Here is a 14,068-nt window from a genome sequence, read left to right as displayed (position 1 = left end):
GATTGAGCCCCAGCCCTGATCCATGCTAACTAGGCCGGGCAGGCAGCGAGTCCTGTTCCGAGGCCCGGCGAGATGGATACACAGTCAACGCAGACCCCTTGGTTAGAGCCCGGCTTGGTCAGGTGGGCGCAATGGTTGCTGGACAGTTTTCGGGACTGGACCGGAAGGGAATTGCTCCCTCGGGAAGGGTCGGCAGCAGCCCAGGCGTCAGCCCTCTTTTCCGCTCCATTGGTCGTCGTCTCACATGGAATGGAAGAGGATCCGATCCTGAATTATGGGAACCAACAAGCCTTGAACCTGTGGGAGGTGACGTGGGCGGAACTTACCCGCACCCCTTCGCGCCTGACGGCGGAACCGGTCAACCAGGCTGAGCGGGAACGGATGCTGATGCGGGCCGCGGGCCAGGGCTATATCGACGATTACCGCGGCATCCGCATCTCGCGGACCGGGCGTCGATTTCTGGTCGAGGGCGCGACCGTGTGGAATGTGCATGATCCACAGAGACGGCGGCAGGGGCAGGCCGCCACGTTTGTGACCTGGACGTTTCTGGATGGGGGTCAGTGCGCTCCGAGATAGGTAAATCGAGGCACCGTCTTGCCGTTGACCGTGACCGTCTCTACAAACAGGGTCTTGGGCCTCACCCACAGGTCGAAATTTCCGTATAACGCCCGATAGACCACCAATTCTTCGTCCGTTTCGCTGTGTTTCGCACAGGCGATGACGCGATACTCCTTTCCCTTGTAATGGCGATATCGGCCCGGTCGCACGGTGGTCATGGGGGTCGATCCTCCCGGCATGGCTCTTAGTATACCCGATGGGTGACGCCTCCCGGGCAGGAGGACGGCATTTGCCGGATTACGGGAGATTCCAGGGGAGGAGCATGACGGACGCGATCGTAAACGGAAGGAGACGCAAGACCCGTAACGGAAGCGACGAGCGATCACGCCCATACGAGGTCAGGCGCGAGGCCGTTCCGGAGTCCGGCCTACGGCTGTTGCCTCTGGTGCGGGCTCGATTGTCCTGCCTCCTGCCCATCGCATCCACACTCTAGCAAGGGACTTGGACGCTGCACAACGGGCAGTTGTCGGAAACGGGACCAGCCAGGGCCGCTCTGTCAATACTGAAGCGGGACCCTCCTTCGCTGGAGGAGGCCAACGTCACGTCAAAGGAGGCCTGGACAGTTGAGTGGCCCCGTCCTGCGCAGGCCGGAAAGACCTTCGCCAACCGGCGATCGACTTCGCTACAATAGGGCGCGTCGGCAACCTCGCAGGCGGCACTCTGCTTGGGCAGTACGGACCCCATGACTCACGATGTCATCGTCATCGGCGGCGGATCGGCAGGCTACGCGGCGGCGCGAACGGCCCGCGACGCGGGGGCCGACGTCGGGATTGTCGACCAGGGTCCGCTCGGCGGGCTCTGTATCCTGCGGGGCTGCATGCCCAGCAAGGCGATCTTGCGCTCGGCGGAGATCGCCGCGCTGATGAAGCGAGCCAAGGAATTCGGATTAGAGCCGGTCCCGGTGCGCGCGGACTTGAGCGCCATTGTCGATCGAAAAAATCGCCTGGTCCAAGAATTTGCGGAGGACAGGATCAAGGCGCTGAAGGATCCACGCTTTACGCTCTACCAAGCGCGCGCCCGGTTTACATCCCCCCACGAAATTCTGGTCGGAGAAACCGTGCTGACGGCCCGCTCGTTCATCGTCGCGACCGGGTCGATCCCCTGCGACGTCCCCATTCCAGGGTTGAAGGAAGCGGGCTATGAAACCAGCGACAGCATCTTGGACCTCCGTGAGCAGCCGGCCTCGCTGGTTGTCCTTGGAGGCGGCGCCGTCGCCACGGAGTTCGGGCAGTTCTTCGCGCGCATCGGTTCCTGCGTCATGATCCTGCAAAGGGGGGACCATCTCCTGTCCGATTTCGATGACGAGGTCGGACAAACGGTGGAAACGGCGTTTCGGCAGGAAGGCATCGAGGTGCACCTGGACTGTCAAGTGAGGCGCGTGACCTGCCAAGGCGGCGAGAAGGTGGTCGAATTCGAACAGGCCGGTCGGGTTCGAAGCGTGGCCGCCGAGCTGATCCTGCAAGCCTTGGGGCGCAAGGCCAACATCGCCGGGTTGAATCTGGAGGTGGCGGGAGTGGCCGTCAGGGATGGTCGCATGATGCTGAACGAGGAGATGCGGACGTCGCAGCCGCATATTTTTGCCGTCGGCGATGTCAACGATCTGAACCCCATCGTGCATATTGCCATCCAGCAGGGAGAGATCGCCGGCTACAACGCCACCCATCCGACAGCCGTGCCGAAACGGATCGATAACCGGCTTGACTCCGACGTCATCTTTACCGATCCGCAGGTGGCGGCCGTAGGATGGAGTGAAAAGGTATGCCGCCGGCGTGGCGTCCCGTACCTTGCGGCCTCGTACCCCTTTGCCGATCACGGCAAAGCCCTCTGTTCCGGCCAGACCCAGGGATTCGTCAAGCTGCTCTGCCACCCTCGGACCGGCCAGCTCCTCGGCGCCCAGGTCGTGGGACCGGAGGCGGGGGAACTCGTTCACGAACTGGCGGCCGTCATGTATTACCGCGGAACTGTGCAAGATCTGTTACGTATCCCGCACTACCATCCGACCTTGGCGGAGATCGTCACCTATCCTGCCGAAGAACTTGTGGCCAGGCTTCAGGCCGAGGACCATGTTGGGAGCCGGGCGCAACAATGAGATTTGTCCGAACCGTTCCGTCGGGGATTGCGGTCAAGCAACTCATCCTGCCCTGTGCACTGATACTCGCGGTTGGGTCGTTCGGGAATTCGTGCACGAGCCGGTCGTGGGAGGAAACCCTGGCGGCGGGACAGCGCGCATTTGAACAGCGCAACTACACAGAAGCCGAGCGACAGTTCCGGGCCGCCGTGAAGAAGGCCGAGACCTTCGGGCAGGAGGATCGGCGGGTTGCGGTCTCACTCTCGCAATTGGCGGACGTCTACGCCGCCCAACGGCGGTACGTCGAGGCGGAACCGGTCTATGGACGGGCCTTGGCCATCTACCAGGTGGTTCACGGTGAGGACCATCCGGACGTCGCCGCCGTGCTCAATAATTTGGGCGTCGTGCATCGCCTCCATGGGCAGTTCAGCGAAGCGGAGCCGCTATTGAAGCGTGCCTTGGCTATCAAAGAGAAGGTCCACGGGCCCGACCATGTGGAGGTGGCTGTCACTCTTGGCAACCTGGGCCAGCTCTACTCGGCGCAGGGGCGGTACGCCGATGCTGAGCCCTACTATCGACGCGCGCTGGCAGTGCGCGAAAAGGTTCTGGGCGACATGCATCCGGACGTGGCCAAGAGTCTGGAGGATTATGCGGTCCTGCTCCGGACGATGGGGCGCGAGAAAGAGGCGCTGCCGCTTGAATCCCGCGCCCAAGGCATTCGAGTGAGGGGACTCTCGCCGCCCCAACCGGCAAAATCATCCGGTTGAGCCGAAGTCGATGCCATATGGACAGCGGCGAGGCAGTCGGTGTAGCGTGAAGCCATCGTGGATCGAGAACAGGCGGTCAAACAGGCCAAATTCAGCGCGCTGATCGCCCGCACGGCGGGGGTCGTGGCCATTGCCGGAGGCTTCGTGGGAGGGATGTATGGTCTGGAACATCCCGAGACGATCTGGCTGCGCACCTCGCTTGGCCTGATCGTCACCGGGTTGTTGGCCCAAGGCTATGCGCTGGTCTGCACGGCGCGGCGCTTGTGGGGACGTGAGGAATCCGATCGCCGGTAGCCTGCCATGGAACAGACCCGAACAGCTCCCATGCGACGGTCTCATTTTGCCTTGGCGATGATCTGGATTGGGCTCGTCCTGACGGTGTACACGACCGGCTGCAGTCGGCCCTGGCGAGACCAATACTTCGACAAGGGTCTCAACAAGGCGACTCAGGCGGAGGTTGAGCAGATGCTTGGGCCGCCCCATACCGCGAAGACGACGTTTCTCGATGAGGAATCCGTCTGGACCTACCGCTATGCGATGACCGAGGATGAAATCGATCCCTGGGGCCGGTTCGGCCGGACCGCCGCCAGCGCCAAAGATACCGCCGCCTCGGTGGTCGGACAGGGAAAGGATGGCGGCGATCATCCGCGGCTCCACTGCATGAAGTACACGCTCAAGTTCAACAAGGACAAGGTGCTTCAGGATTGGAAACGCCATCCCTGCGTGCCTTCGACTCAGACCGCCAACTCCCCTTCGTCGCCGTGACTTCCCACCCACTCACGTTCCGGCGTCTCGCTGCCATCACTCGGCGGGACGCCTCCGTTCGGCCGATCATCCACAGGGCGGGTCTGGCCCGATGACGGCCTGGCTTCCCTCTCTCGACAGCTCGCTGTTCGTCGATGGCGTGAAATCGCTGACGCTGCTTCTGGGGGTGCTGGTCCTCCGAGCCCTGCTGGTGCGATGGGTGAGCAGCCAGAAGGGCTTGACCGTCGAGGAACGCCGCCGATGGATCATCAACATTCGGAACGGCATGGTGTTCGTCTTCGCGGCGGGGTTGGTCTCGATTTGGGCTCACGAACTCCAGGCCTTCGCGGTGTCGTTGATCGCGCTCGCCGCGGCGCTGGTGCTGGCAACGAAGGAATTGATCCTCTGCATGAGCGGAGCGGCTTTGCGGGCGGGCGCGCGGTTTTTCTCCATCGGCGACCGCATTCAGATCAGCAACCATCGCGGAATCGTCCTGGATCATGATCTGTTCGCGACCACGCTCCTTGAGATCGGTCCCGGCCAGTCCTCGCACCTGACAACGGGTCGGGTCGTGGTGCTCCCGAACAGCCTGTTCTTCACCACCCCGCTCGTAAACGAAACGTTCTCTAAGGATTACGTGTTCCACGTGACGGTCGTCCCCCTGGCGGCGGAGGATGATTGGCGGCGGGCCGAACGGGTCCTGCTGGAAGCCGCCCAGACGGAATGTGCGGACTATATTCAAGGTGCCGCCCAGTACCTCCATGACCTGGAGGAGCGGAATCTCTTGGAAGCGCCCAATCCGGAGCCCAAGGTGACGCTCCAGCTCGACCAGCCGGGGCGGATCAATCTGGTGCTGCGATTCCCGGTTCCGGTGCGCGGCCGCGCCCGAACCGAGCAGGCGATTCTGCGCCGTTATTTAACGGCGATGAGCGACGGGCGATTCAAGGGGGCGACAGGATCATAATCCTGCCGACGCTAGGGCGGGGAAGAAGAGGGTCATCGGGTCATGAAGATCGCCACGTTCAACGTCAATTCCCTCAGAAAGCGGCTGCCGATCGTGCTGGCCTGGCTGGAGGCCCATCGCCCGGATGTCCTGTGTCTGCAGGAGACCAAGGTTCAGGATTCCGAGTTTCCCTTGTTGGCGTTTGAGTCGACAGGGTACCACGTCACATTCCGTGGCATGAAGTCTTACAACGGGGTGGCGGTCCTGAGCCGCGCGAAGCCGGAGCAGGTGTTCTATGGGTTCGATGAAGGGGAGGAGAGGGACGACTCACGCCTGGTGCGCGTCGTCATTGCGGGGCTGCCGATCGTGAATACCTACGTACCCCAGGGGTTCGAAATCGATTCACCCAAATATCAATATAAGCTGATGTGGTATGCGCGGCTCCGGAACTATTTCGACAGACACCTCTCGCCCGACCAACCGGCCGTCTGGTGCGGGGACATGAACGTCGCCCCGAGGCCGATCGACGTCCACAGCCCGGAGAAACACCTGAAACATGTTTGCTACCACGAAGCGGCGCGGAAAGCGTATGAGGATACGGTCGGATGGGGATTTGAGGATGTCTTTTGTAAACTGCACCCGGATGTCAGACAGTATACCTTTTGGGACTATCGGGCACCGAGTTCACTGGAAGCAAACAAAGGATGGAGGATCGATCACATCCTGACAACCAAACCCTTGGCCGAGCGCTGTCGAGCAGTAGAGGTGGACGTCGGGCCGAGGCGAGCGAAAGATCCATCAGATCATACGTTTCTCTGGGCGGAGTTTTCGATCTAACCTCGCGCGCGACGCCCACAGTTTGATCATCACCACGGTCTTCTTCCCCGCATGTCTTCCGAAGCGGAACGGCGGAACCGAAACGGATGATCATGCCGCCTTCCCGACCGGTTCTTTCCCCTGTTCCTGGAGCAAGCGGTTCTGGGTGATCAGCGCATCCTCAATCAAGCCACAATTGATACAACGGGAGATATACGTCTCTGGAGAAAAATCAGGCCGCCACTCCTCCACCATGAATCCTTGGCATTTGCGACAGGTCATCCTCCACCTCCTCTCCATCGTCATTGATCCGATTACTCAGGACCAATTTTGCTGAAGGGATGGTAAGGCGGGGACATTAGCCGCCCATTAAGGCCAGGTTAAAAAGCGTTAATGTTCGCGTATGAGCGAAATAGACGAGCAAAATCAATGTGATATGGTTATCGTTGGGGCCGGGGCTGCAGGGTTGGCCGGAGCCATTTTCGCCGCAGAGACCTTGTCGGGGACCGCTCGCCGGGTCGTGCTGTTGGATGGGGCCACGACGATCGGAGCCAAAATTTTGGTTTCGGGCGGAGGGCGGTGCAACGTCTCCCATTACGAAGTGCGCCCGGAAGACTTTCATGGGCCGCGGGTATTGATCCGAAACGTGCTGGCGGCCTTTCCCGTTCAAGCCACCATTGAGTGGTTTGCCTCGCTTGGCGTGGAGCTCAAGCGGGAAGAGACCGGCAAGTTGTTTCCCGTCACTGACCGAGCCCGGACGGTCTTGGATGCCCTGATCCGTCGATGCAGGGATCTGAATGTCGAGATCCTGACCGGCCATCGCGTGTCTGAAGCGACGATCATCCCCTCCGCATCAAACCAGCCAACTGGGCCGACTTTTCTGATCCGGTATCAACAGGGGACGATGCAGGCTCGATATATCATGTTGGCAACCGGCGGGCGCTCCTTGCCACGAAGCGGAAGCGACGGCTCAGGCTGGGCGATCGCCCGTTCGTTCGGGCACCATGTGACGCCGACCGCTCCGGCCTTGGTGCCGCTGGTCTTGGAAGACACCTTCCCTCACGCGGCCCTATCCGGCGTCTCGATGACGGTCGAACTCTCGACGCTTGTGAATGGACGCCAGATCGACCGGCGAACCGGCAGCCTCCTCTGGACACATGTCGGCGTCAGCGGCCCGGTCGTGATGGATGCAAGCCGGTTCTATTCCCTCGCGAAACAGGCCGGTGATCCGGTGGAGGTGCGCTGCAATTTCGTGCCGGGGTCTGATGCTCAGGCCGTGGACCGCGAGTTGGTGCGACGAATCGGCGCCTCCCCGCATCTGTCGGTCAAGAAGCTTCTCGCCGCCTATGTGACCGAGCGTGTCGCGGAGGCGCTCTGCCGCCTGTGCCGCCTCGATCCCGGGACGCCGAGTGCCCGGTTGACCAGAGATCGTCGGACATCATTGGTGCGGACGCTGACGGGAGTGACGCTGCCGGTGGTGCGGGATCGGGGGTGGAACTATGCAGAAGTCACCGCGGGTGGTGTCCCGCTTGCGGAAGTGAATTTCCGCACGATGGAATCCAAGCTGGTGCCGGGACTGTATCTGGTTGGCGAAATGCTGGACTGTGACGGCCGGATCGGTGGATTCAATTTTCAATGGGCCTGGGCCACGGGATTTATCGCCGGGCGTGCCGCGGCGGGGGCTCTGACCGGCCGGAAGCAGAAGAGGATGGGCGGGGACTGACGCCAGATTTGAGGACCAAGGTGCCGCTCATCCCAGGGTGCCCCTTGCGCGCACAGTAAAACACATAGGTTCCGGGCGGAGCGCTGAAAGTGATGGACAGTCTGTCTCCCGGATTTAGTCGCCAGGGCCGCTGGGTCCGACGCTCAACCGGCTCGATAGTGAGGATGTTGGTCATTGCGGCGGTGAACAGTTGGCTGTCGAACTCGTGGACCTCGCGGCCCTCGTTCATGAGCGTGAGGTTGATCGGCTTCTCGCTGGTGAGGATCAGGTGATCGGGCACAAAACGATTGTCCTGAACGGCGATGTGCACAGATTGGACAGCCGGATCGCAACCGATCGGGAGGCAAGCGATCAACAGGACAAGCGGAGCGAGAGCATGATCGAAGGAGCGGTCGAGCCACCAGAGGATGGAAGCCGTGGAAGATGCCATGGATGATTTCTACTCGCTTCGCCATCCCTTCTCAAGGGGAGGCTCTTGATGTGGGTCGCCGGTGTCGATGGCTGCCGAGGCGGGTGGGTTGCGGTGTTGATCGAGCTTGAGGCCTCGCGCATCGGCCGGGCGGCGATCTACCTGGCTCATCGTGTTGTCGAGATCCTTGATATGGAACCGGCTCTTCATGCGGTGGCCATCGACATCCCCATCGGCCTGTTGGATCGGCCGGAGCCGGGCGGCCGGCTGTGCGACCGGGAGGCGCGGCGTCTGCTTGGTCGGCCCCGCGCCAGCAGTGTATTCAACCCGCCTCTGCGGCAGCAGTTGTCTGCGAAGGTCTATGGTGGAAGTCTGACCAAAGGCATGAGCCGCCAAACGTTCGGCCTGCTTCCCAAGATCCGCGAGGTCGACGAGGCGCTCTTGGGAAGCACCCGCGGACTCTTCTATGAAGCGCATCCGGAGTTAGCGTTTGCGCTGGTTGCCGGCCGGCCCATGACGTTCAACAAGAAGCGCGTCCCGGGCCGCCGGGAACGGGTAGCGGTTCTGCGCAAGTTGCCCGCTCCCTGGGGGGATGTCTTGGGGCGGGTCCTGGCTTGCGGGGAAATCTGTTATCGCCGGAGCAAGATTGGCCGAGACGACCTCGTCGACGCCGCCATTCTCAGTTGGACGGCGTCGAGGATCGCAGCGGGTCAAGCGCGCAGTCTTCCGCCTGCGCCGCCGGTCGATGGATTGGATCGTCCCATGGCCATCTGGTGCTAATCTGGCGGGTTGTTCCGAGCGAAGATCGATTGCCGGATTGGCGGAGTGGCTTTACCTGGAAGGGCGATCTGCTATCTTTACTATCTGGCTCGGGGGACCCGTGAGCGAGCCGAAGGAATGTGCGACGATGATCTGCAAACGTTGCGGCGAGGTCACCGAAACCTTCATGACGAAGGGCATGGAGAATTGTGCGAAGCCTGCCAGCGGGCCGTGCAGGAAGAGTCGCAGCCCAATCCGCCTCGACGGACTGGGAGGGTGGAGGAATCTTGAAATGAGCCCATCGATGGTGTCGAACGGACTGGGGAAGCGGCCACAGATTCGCCGCCGCGCGGGCATGGTCGGGAACGCGTGATGACCAGAACATTGATCTGTCCCCAATGCGGCAAGAACGTGGTTTTGCGGGCCCAGACACGCAGGCTGTCCGAATCGCTCCTGGCCCTGCTCTTTATTGCTCCGTTTCGATGCCAGTCCTGTCACCATCGATTCTTCCGATTCCGATTAGGCCTCACCTATCCGGCGAGCATCATCGATCGGCGAGAGCATCTCCGCATTCCCGTCCGGCTGTTCCTGTCTTTCTCGGGAGGACGTATCAAGGGAGAGGGTTTTGTGACCGACCTGTCCATGGGGGGCTGCATGATCCAAAGTTTCACCCACGTCAAAGTGGACGACATCTTCTATCTCCACATCACCCTGCCCAATCACGATAAGGCTCTGGAACTGGCCGCGATCGTCCGTTCGGTCACTTCGCGCGGGGTGTCCTTTCAATTCCTGCGGCAGGCGCAGGAAAACAAGACTCTCCTCTCCTTCATTCAGGCGCAGGCCCAGGGCGGCGGATCGGGAGTCCACAAGGCGGGCCAGGCCGCCTAGCCCAAACGGCGGCGTGCGAAGTGCTGCAACAGATCCGGCCGGCTGCCGGAAGATCGTGGACGCTCTCCATCCGTTTCGTTAGAATCCGCCTCGATGATTGCCGATCCCGCTCCCGCCGACACAACAACGCCGGTCCGACAAGACAATCATTCAGTGGTGAAAGCCGCCGGGCTTATCGGCGTCGCCACGTTTTCGAGCCGCATCCTGGGCTTTCTTCGCGACATGGTGCTGGCCCGGCTGTTCGGCGCGACCCCCGCCGCCGATGCCTTCTTTGTGGCGTACCGCATCCCCAATCTGCTCCGAGAGCTCTTTGCGGAAGGGAGCATGTCCTCCGCCTTCATTCCCGTCTTCACGGAATATCACTCGCTGAAATCCAAGCGAGACGCCTGGGAATTGGCGAGCGCAACCTTTACGACCTTGCTGACGTTGGTGACGGCCGTGACGCTGGCCGGCATCGCGGCCTCTCCCGTATTGGTCTGGCTGATCGCGCCGGGTTTTCGGGACGATCCCACCGCACTGGCCTTGACCACGCTCCTGACGCGTCTGATGTTTCCGTATTTGATCTTCATTAGTCTGGCGGCGCTGGCGATGGGCATCCTCAATTCCTTGCGCGCGTTCGCCGCGCCCGCGTTCTCGCCGGTGTTTTTCAACATCGTCATCATCACCTGCGCGCTGTTTCTGTCCCCGCTTTTGGAGGAGCCGATTCTGGGCGTGGCGGCCGGCGTCGTGGCCGGCGGCGCGGCGCAGTTCGCGATGCAGATTCCCGGGCTGCGCCGGCGCGGCATGTTGTTCGGTTGGCGGCTTGATCCGGGACATCCAGGGGTGCGCAAGATCGGCTGGCTCATGCTCCCCTCGCTGCTGGGATTGTCGGTCACGCAGATCAACATCACGGTCAGCACAATCCTGGCGTCGTTTTTCCACGGAGGACCGACCTACCTGTTTTATGGCATGCGGTTGATCCAGTTTCCGCTGGGGATTTTCGGCGTCGCGCTGGCCACGGCGATTCTGCCGACACTTTCGGCACAGGCGGCCAAGGGAGCCTTGGACGACTTGCGGGGCACGATGGACTTCGGGTTGCGGTTGATCCTGTTCATCATCATTCCCGCCATGGTCGGCTTGATCCTCTTGCGCGAGCCGATCGTCCATTTGTTTTTCGAGCATGGGACATTCCGACCGGCGGACACGGCGGCCACCGCGACGGCGGTGCTCTGTTACGCGGTGGGGCTGTGGGCCTTCGCCGGCGTGCGGATCATTGTCGCGGCCTTCTATTCGCTCAAGGATACGGCCACGCCGGCTGTCACGGCCGCCGTGGCGGTCGTGGCCAATGTGCTCTTTTCCTTGGTGTTGATGGGACCGCTCGAACATGCGGGCTTGGCCTTGGCGACGGCCCTGGCGTCGATGCTGAACGGAGCCGTGCTGGTCTTCCTATTGAATCGGCGGCTCGGCGGAATGGCCTGGCCGTCGGTGCTCCGATCCGCCGGCCGATCCCTGCTGGCCACGGTCCCGGTGGCGGCCGCCTGTGTCTGGATCGCCGGGTTGGCCGTCTGGCAGCGCCCGGAGGCCTGGATCGCGAAAGCCATCATGCTGGCGGTCGGAATCGGGTTGAGCATCAGCGGCTATCTGGCCGTCCAGGCCTTGTTCCGATCGGCGGAATTAGATGTGCTGTGGGATCTGGTGAAAAAAAAGGTGACGCGAAGATGACCAGGGCCATTCCCGCGGTTACGCGGCTATTCGAGACCAACTGGGGCTGGGCAGGGCTGGCCGCGACGGATCATGGAATTTGTGTCGTCATCCTCCCTCGCCGTTCCAAGCAAGATGTTGAACGCGCCCTAGCGCGGGAGTTGCGCCGCGGAAGATTCGCGGGACCGACATCGGAAGCGGGTGTGCAATTGCCCGACGCCCAGCGTTGGGCGAAGCAAGGGGTGGAACAACTGACCCGGTATTTGGATAGAACCGTTCGAGCCATCGAGCTTCCCCTAGACCTTCGCGGAGGGACGCCGTTTCAGCGCAAGGTCTGGCGCCTGGCCATGAAGATTCCGTACGGGCGGGTCCGGTCATACGGATGGCTCGCGGCCCGGCTCGGGGGGCGGCAGTATGCCAGGGCCGTCGGACTGGCGTTGGGCGCCAACCCCATTCCCCTCGTCGTGCCCTGCCACCGCATCGTCTCGCATGACGGATCCTTGGGAGGCTTTTCCGGAGGCTTGCCGATCAAGCGGAAGCTCCTTGCGCTGGAAGGGTCGCTGGCGCAGTTGAGATGAAAGCGGTCATTCAGCGCGTGACGAGCGCCTCAGTCTCGGTCGAAGGGGAGGTGATCGGATCCATCGGCCATGGGCTGGTTCTGTTGCTCGGTATCGCCAAGGGAGATACCCAGCAGGATCTCGATTATGTGGTCGAGCGGGTCATCAATTTGCGGATCTTCTCCGATCAAGCCGGCAAGATGAACCATTCTCTGTTGGACGTCCAGGGCGCCTTATTGGTGATCTCTCAGTTCACGCTCCTGGGCAGCGTCAGCGGGGGGCGCAGGCCCGGCTTTGAGCAGGCTGCGCCTCCCGAGGAGGCTCGGCTGTTGTACGAGCAGGCAGTGGAACGGTTCCGCACCCTGGTGCGTCAGGTCGAGGTCGGCCGATTCGCCGCGCATATGGTCGTGACGTTGAGCAATGACGGCCCGGTTACCTTGACGCTGGACAGCCGGGACCGACGAGCAGGGACTCAAGTGTCCGCGCAGGAGTCCGATACACAGGACAGAAGATAACGGCACAGGAGCCACTGCCGGCCGATCTTTGCTATACTTCAGACAACGGAACCGGAGGTCACATCGGAGGCTCGCATGGGGCTTCGCATTCCCGACCATCATCCGTTGCGCCGGTTGTTCGGGGCGCTCACCGAACGCAGCTTTGCGGAGAAGCTCGGCTGGACGGATATGACCGTGACCGAGTACGTGTCCAACCTCCTGGTCGATTTCGCCCACGTCGACGGGTTGTATAAGATCCGGAACGCCCGCAACCAGCGTGTGGAAACCGTCGTGGAACTCCTATACGAGTCGGAAGTATTGCTCGAAGCGCAATCCTTCGACCGCGAGCGCGAAGTGCACCGGCAGATCGGCGACTTCACCCTGTTCATGGCCGGCCTATTCCCGGAATATCTCAAGCGGCTCAAGACGGCCGGCCTGATCCACCATCCCGATTTTCTCGTGGATTACGTCAAGACGGGAAAGCGGTCCTACGGAATCGTGGCGCAATCGTTGGCGATCGACTCCGAGCCAACGTCCCCGGTCTTTCGCAGCCTCTCCGAGAATTTCGAATGGTGCGTCACGGGCCTGGGGTTTGTGCGAACCGATCTCGAACGTCTGCAGGATCCATCCTACCGCCGCGCCAAAGACATCCTCCTGAATTGAACCAGCACCGTCCGATTCTGCTGATCCATGGAGGGGCCGGAACCCGCGCCCTGTCGCGCGCGCAGCGGCGCTGGCTCGAACAGGCGCTCGTGGAGGGGCACGGAGCGCTCCGCGAAGGGGCTCAGGCTATCGACGCGGTCGAAGCGAGCATTCGTATCCTCGAAGGGTCCGGCGTCTTCAACGCCGGCCTGGGCTCCAACCGCCAACTGGACGGCGTCACCCGAATGGACGCCTCGATCATGGAGGGGCTGGGGCTTCGCGCCGGAGCGGTCGCTTCCATTGAAGACGTGGCGTATCCCATTACTGCGGCGCATCTCGTCCTCAAAGAGACCGCGCACGTGCTGCTGGCCGGCCCACCTGCGACGGAATTGGCCCGCTATTTCAAGCTGGCCCCGCGGCCGAGCGTAATCAAACAGATTCGCAGGCGGGGGAAGAGGCACCGACTGACCGAACGCGCCCTGCGAACGGCTAAGCTCTTTGAAACAATGTCGAAGGCGAAGTTCGCGTGGCGGGATAGGCATGGCCGCGAGACGGTCGGGGCCGTCGCGCTCGATGGACGAGGCACCCTTGCCGCCGGAGCTTCGACGGGAGGCATCGACGTGATGTTGCCGGGCCGGGTCGGCGATACCCCGCTGATCGGGTGTGGGATCTATGCTGACAATCGGGCCGGGGCCGTCTCGATGACCGGGTGGGGAGAGAGTATTATACGAGTGGCGGTCGCGAAGGAGATCGTAGATCGAATGGTCAGCGGCGCAAGCCCCGGCAAGGCCGCCCGAGCGGTGTTCACCCACTTGATCTCGCGAATAAGAGGAGAGGCCGGCGCTCTCGTGTTGGCGCCGGACGGCAGGTTTGCGATCCGGCATACGACCCCCCGGATGGCCGCCGGCCACTGGGACGGCCGGGGCAAACTCGTGATCCGGGATCGGTTCGAGGAGTAAG

At 62.1% G+C, this 14,068-nt stretch carries 18 protein-coding genes; 15 read left to right on the top strand and 3 right to left on the bottom strand.

The window, feature by feature from the left end; all coding sequences use genetic code 11:
• Nucleotides 1-72: 72 nt before the first annotated feature.
• Nucleotides 73-576 (top strand): MEKHLA domain-containing protein, encoded by a 504-nt coding sequence (locus QWI75_RS22280; protein WP_289271572.1) that lies wholly within the window; start codon nucleotides 73-75, stop codon nucleotides 574-576.
• Here the strand turns inward: QWI75_RS22280 and QWI75_RS22275 are convergent.
• Nucleotides 558-776, bottom strand: coding sequence for a DUF1653 domain-containing protein (locus QWI75_RS22275; RefSeq protein WP_289271571.1), 219 nt, complete (start codon nucleotides 774-776; stop codon nucleotides 558-560). The two genes, QWI75_RS22280 and QWI75_RS22275, sit on opposite strands and share 19 nt — an antisense overlap.
• Nucleotides 777-1,300: 524 nt before the next feature.
• Here QWI75_RS22275 and QWI75_RS22270 point away from each other — a divergent pair.
• From QWI75_RS22270 to xth, 6 genes are all read left to right on the top strand, one after another.
• Entirely contained in the window at nucleotides 1,301-2,707 is a 1,407-nt protein-coding gene (locus tag QWI75_RS22270; protein WP_289271570.1) for a dihydrolipoyl dehydrogenase family protein, read from the top strand.
• A complete protein-coding gene (locus tag QWI75_RS22265) occupies nucleotides 2,704-3,453 on the top strand; it encodes a tetratricopeptide repeat protein (protein ID WP_289271569.1) in 750 nt (249 codons plus the stop codon). Before QWI75_RS22270 ends, QWI75_RS22265 begins: the two co-directional genes overlap by 4 nt.
• A 57-nt stretch (nucleotides 3,454-3,510) precedes the next feature.
• A complete protein-coding gene (locus QWI75_RS22260; protein ID WP_289271568.1) occupies nucleotides 3,511-3,747 on the top strand; it encodes a hypothetical protein in 237 nt (78 codons plus the stop codon).
• Nucleotides 3,748-3,777: 30 nt separating this feature from the next.
• Nucleotides 3,778-4,218, top strand: a complete 441-nt coding sequence (locus QWI75_RS22255; protein WP_289271567.1) for a hypothetical protein — start codon at nucleotides 3,778-3,780, stop codon at nucleotides 4,216-4,218.
• Between the two features lie 91 nt (nucleotides 4,219-4,309).
• Entirely contained in the window at nucleotides 4,310-5,161 is an 852-nt protein-coding gene (locus QWI75_RS22250) for a mechanosensitive ion channel domain-containing protein (RefSeq protein ID WP_289271566.1), read from the top strand.
• A 42-nt stretch (nucleotides 5,162-5,203) separates the two neighbouring features.
• Nucleotides 5,204-5,977, top strand: a complete 774-nt coding sequence (gene xth, locus QWI75_RS22245) for an exodeoxyribonuclease III (RefSeq protein WP_289271565.1) — start codon at nucleotides 5,204-5,206, stop codon at nucleotides 5,975-5,977.
• A 90-nt stretch (nucleotides 5,978-6,067) separates the two neighbouring features.
• Here the strand turns inward: xth and QWI75_RS22240 are convergent, their stop codons facing one another.
• A complete protein-coding gene (locus QWI75_RS22240) occupies nucleotides 6,068-6,238 on the bottom strand; it encodes a hypothetical protein (protein WP_289271564.1) in 171 nt (56 codons plus the stop codon).
• 154 nt (nucleotides 6,239-6,392) lie between these two features.
• On the opposite strand from QWI75_RS22240, the gene QWI75_RS22235 reads away from it, so the two are divergent.
• Entirely contained in the window at nucleotides 6,393-7,679 is a 1,287-nt protein-coding gene (locus tag QWI75_RS22235) for a BaiN/RdsA family NAD(P)/FAD-dependent oxidoreductase (protein ID WP_289271563.1), read from the top strand.
• Here the strand turns inward: QWI75_RS22235 and QWI75_RS23035 are convergent.
• Complete coding sequence (locus QWI75_RS23035; protein ID WP_370693603.1) at nucleotides 7,612-8,109, bottom strand: cupredoxin domain-containing protein; 498 nt, start codon at nucleotides 8,107-8,109, stop codon at nucleotides 7,612-7,614. The genes QWI75_RS22235 and QWI75_RS23035 overlap by 68 nt on opposite strands.
• A gap of 48 nt (nucleotides 8,110-8,157) precedes the next feature.
• Between QWI75_RS23035 and QWI75_RS22230 the strand changes: the two genes are divergently transcribed.
• The 7 genes from QWI75_RS22230 to QWI75_RS22200 all read left to right on the top strand — a co-directional run bounded on the left by QWI75_RS22230 (nucleotide 8,158) and on the right by QWI75_RS22200 (nucleotide 14,067).
• Nucleotides 8,158-8,868, top strand: coding sequence for a DUF429 domain-containing protein (locus QWI75_RS22230; protein ID WP_289271562.1), 711 nt, complete (start codon nucleotides 8,158-8,160; stop codon nucleotides 8,866-8,868).
• A 351-nt stretch (nucleotides 8,869-9,219) separates the two neighbouring features.
• A complete protein-coding gene (locus tag QWI75_RS22225; protein WP_289271561.1) occupies nucleotides 9,220-9,735 on the top strand; it encodes a PilZ domain-containing protein in 516 nt (171 codons plus the stop codon).
• Nucleotides 9,736-9,828: 93 nt separating this feature from the next.
• Nucleotides 9,829-11,436, top strand: coding sequence for a murein biosynthesis integral membrane protein MurJ (gene murJ / locus QWI75_RS22220; protein WP_289271560.1), 1,608 nt, complete (start codon nucleotides 9,829-9,831; stop codon nucleotides 11,434-11,436).
• Nucleotides 11,433-11,993: a methylated-DNA--[protein]-cysteine S-methyltransferase gene (locus QWI75_RS22215; RefSeq protein WP_289271559.1), complete on the top strand. Its 561-nt coding sequence runs from the start codon at nucleotides 11,433-11,435 to the stop codon at nucleotides 11,991-11,993. The genes murJ and QWI75_RS22215 overlap by 4 nt, the downstream gene beginning before the upstream one ends.
• Nucleotides 11,990-12,487, top strand: a complete 498-nt coding sequence (gene dtd, locus QWI75_RS22210) for a D-aminoacyl-tRNA deacylase (RefSeq protein WP_289271558.1) — start codon at nucleotides 11,990-11,992, stop codon at nucleotides 12,485-12,487. The genes QWI75_RS22215 and dtd overlap by 4 nt, the downstream gene beginning before the upstream one ends.
• A gap of 75 nt (nucleotides 12,488-12,562) precedes the next feature.
• Nucleotides 12,563-13,129, top strand: coding sequence for a hypothetical protein (locus tag QWI75_RS22205; RefSeq protein WP_289271557.1), 567 nt, complete (start codon nucleotides 12,563-12,565; stop codon nucleotides 13,127-13,129).
• Nucleotides 13,126-14,067 carry an isoaspartyl peptidase/L-asparaginase family protein gene (locus tag QWI75_RS22200; protein WP_289271556.1) on the top strand — a complete coding sequence of 314 codons (942 nt, stop codon included), beginning with the start codon at nucleotides 13,126-13,128 and terminating at the stop codon, nucleotides 14,065-14,067. The genes QWI75_RS22205 and QWI75_RS22200 overlap by 4 nt, the downstream gene beginning before the upstream one ends.
• The last annotated feature ends 1 nt before the right edge of the window (nucleotide 14,068 follow it).

The sequence above is a fragment of the Nitrospira tepida genome (assembly GCF_947241125.1).
GTDB lineage: Bacteria > Nitrospirota > Nitrospiria > Nitrospirales > Nitrospiraceae > Nitrospira_G > Nitrospira_G tepida.
The sequence above is the reverse complement of the archived record's forward strand: the minus strand, read 5'-3'. Positions and strand labels throughout refer to the sequence as shown.

What these genes read in the sequence shown, in the direction of transcription:
- QWI75_RS22280 (WP_289271572.1), top strand. Translation starts at nt 73, where the DNA reads ATGGATACACAGTCAACGCAGACCCCTTGGTTAGAGCCCGGCTTGGTC.
- QWI75_RS22275 (WP_289271571.1), bottom strand. Translation starts at nt 776, where the DNA reads ATGACCACCGTGCGACCGGGCCGATATCGCCATTACAAGGGAAAGGAG.
- QWI75_RS22270 (WP_289271570.1), top strand. Translation starts at nt 1,301, where the DNA reads ATGACTCACGATGTCATCGTCATCGGCGGCGGATCGGCAGGCTACGCG.
- QWI75_RS22265 (WP_289271569.1), top strand. Translation starts at nt 2,704, where the DNA reads ATGAGATTTGTCCGAACCGTTCCGTCGGGGATTGCGGTCAAGCAACTC.
- QWI75_RS22255 (WP_289271567.1), top strand. Translation starts at nt 3,778, where the DNA reads ATGCGACGGTCTCATTTTGCCTTGGCGATGATCTGGATTGGGCTCGTC.
- QWI75_RS22250 (WP_289271566.1), top strand. Translation starts at nt 4,310, where the DNA reads ATGACGGCCTGGCTTCCCTCTCTCGACAGCTCGCTGTTCGTCGATGGC.
- xth (WP_289271565.1), top strand. Translation starts at nt 5,204, where the DNA reads ATGAAGATCGCCACGTTCAACGTCAATTCCCTCAGAAAGCGGCTGCCG.
- QWI75_RS22240 (WP_289271564.1), bottom strand. Translation starts at nt 6,238, where the DNA reads ATGACCTGTCGCAAATGCCAAGGATTCATGGTGGAGGAGTGGCGGCCT.
- QWI75_RS22235 (WP_289271563.1), top strand. Translation starts at nt 6,393, where the DNA reads ATGGTTATCGTTGGGGCCGGGGCTGCAGGGTTGGCCGGAGCCATTTTC.
- QWI75_RS23035 (WP_370693603.1), bottom strand. Translation starts at nt 8,109, where the DNA reads ATGGCATCTTCCACGGCTTCCATCCTCTGGTGGCTCGACCGCTCCTTC.
- QWI75_RS22230 (WP_289271562.1), top strand. Translation starts at nt 8,158, where the DNA reads ATGTGGGTCGCCGGTGTCGATGGCTGCCGAGGCGGGTGGGTTGCGGTG.
- QWI75_RS22225 (WP_289271561.1), top strand. Translation starts at nt 9,220, where the DNA reads ATGACCAGAACATTGATCTGTCCCCAATGCGGCAAGAACGTGGTTTTG.
- murJ (WP_289271560.1), top strand. Translation starts at nt 9,829, where the DNA reads ATGATTGCCGATCCCGCTCCCGCCGACACAACAACGCCGGTCCGACAA.
- QWI75_RS22215 (WP_289271559.1), top strand. Translation starts at nt 11,433, where the DNA reads ATGACCAGGGCCATTCCCGCGGTTACGCGGCTATTCGAGACCAACTGG.
- dtd (WP_289271558.1), top strand. Translation starts at nt 11,990, where the DNA reads ATGAAAGCGGTCATTCAGCGCGTGACGAGCGCCTCAGTCTCGGTCGAA.
- QWI75_RS22205 (WP_289271557.1), top strand. Translation starts at nt 12,563, where the DNA reads ATGGGGCTTCGCATTCCCGACCATCATCCGTTGCGCCGGTTGTTCGGG.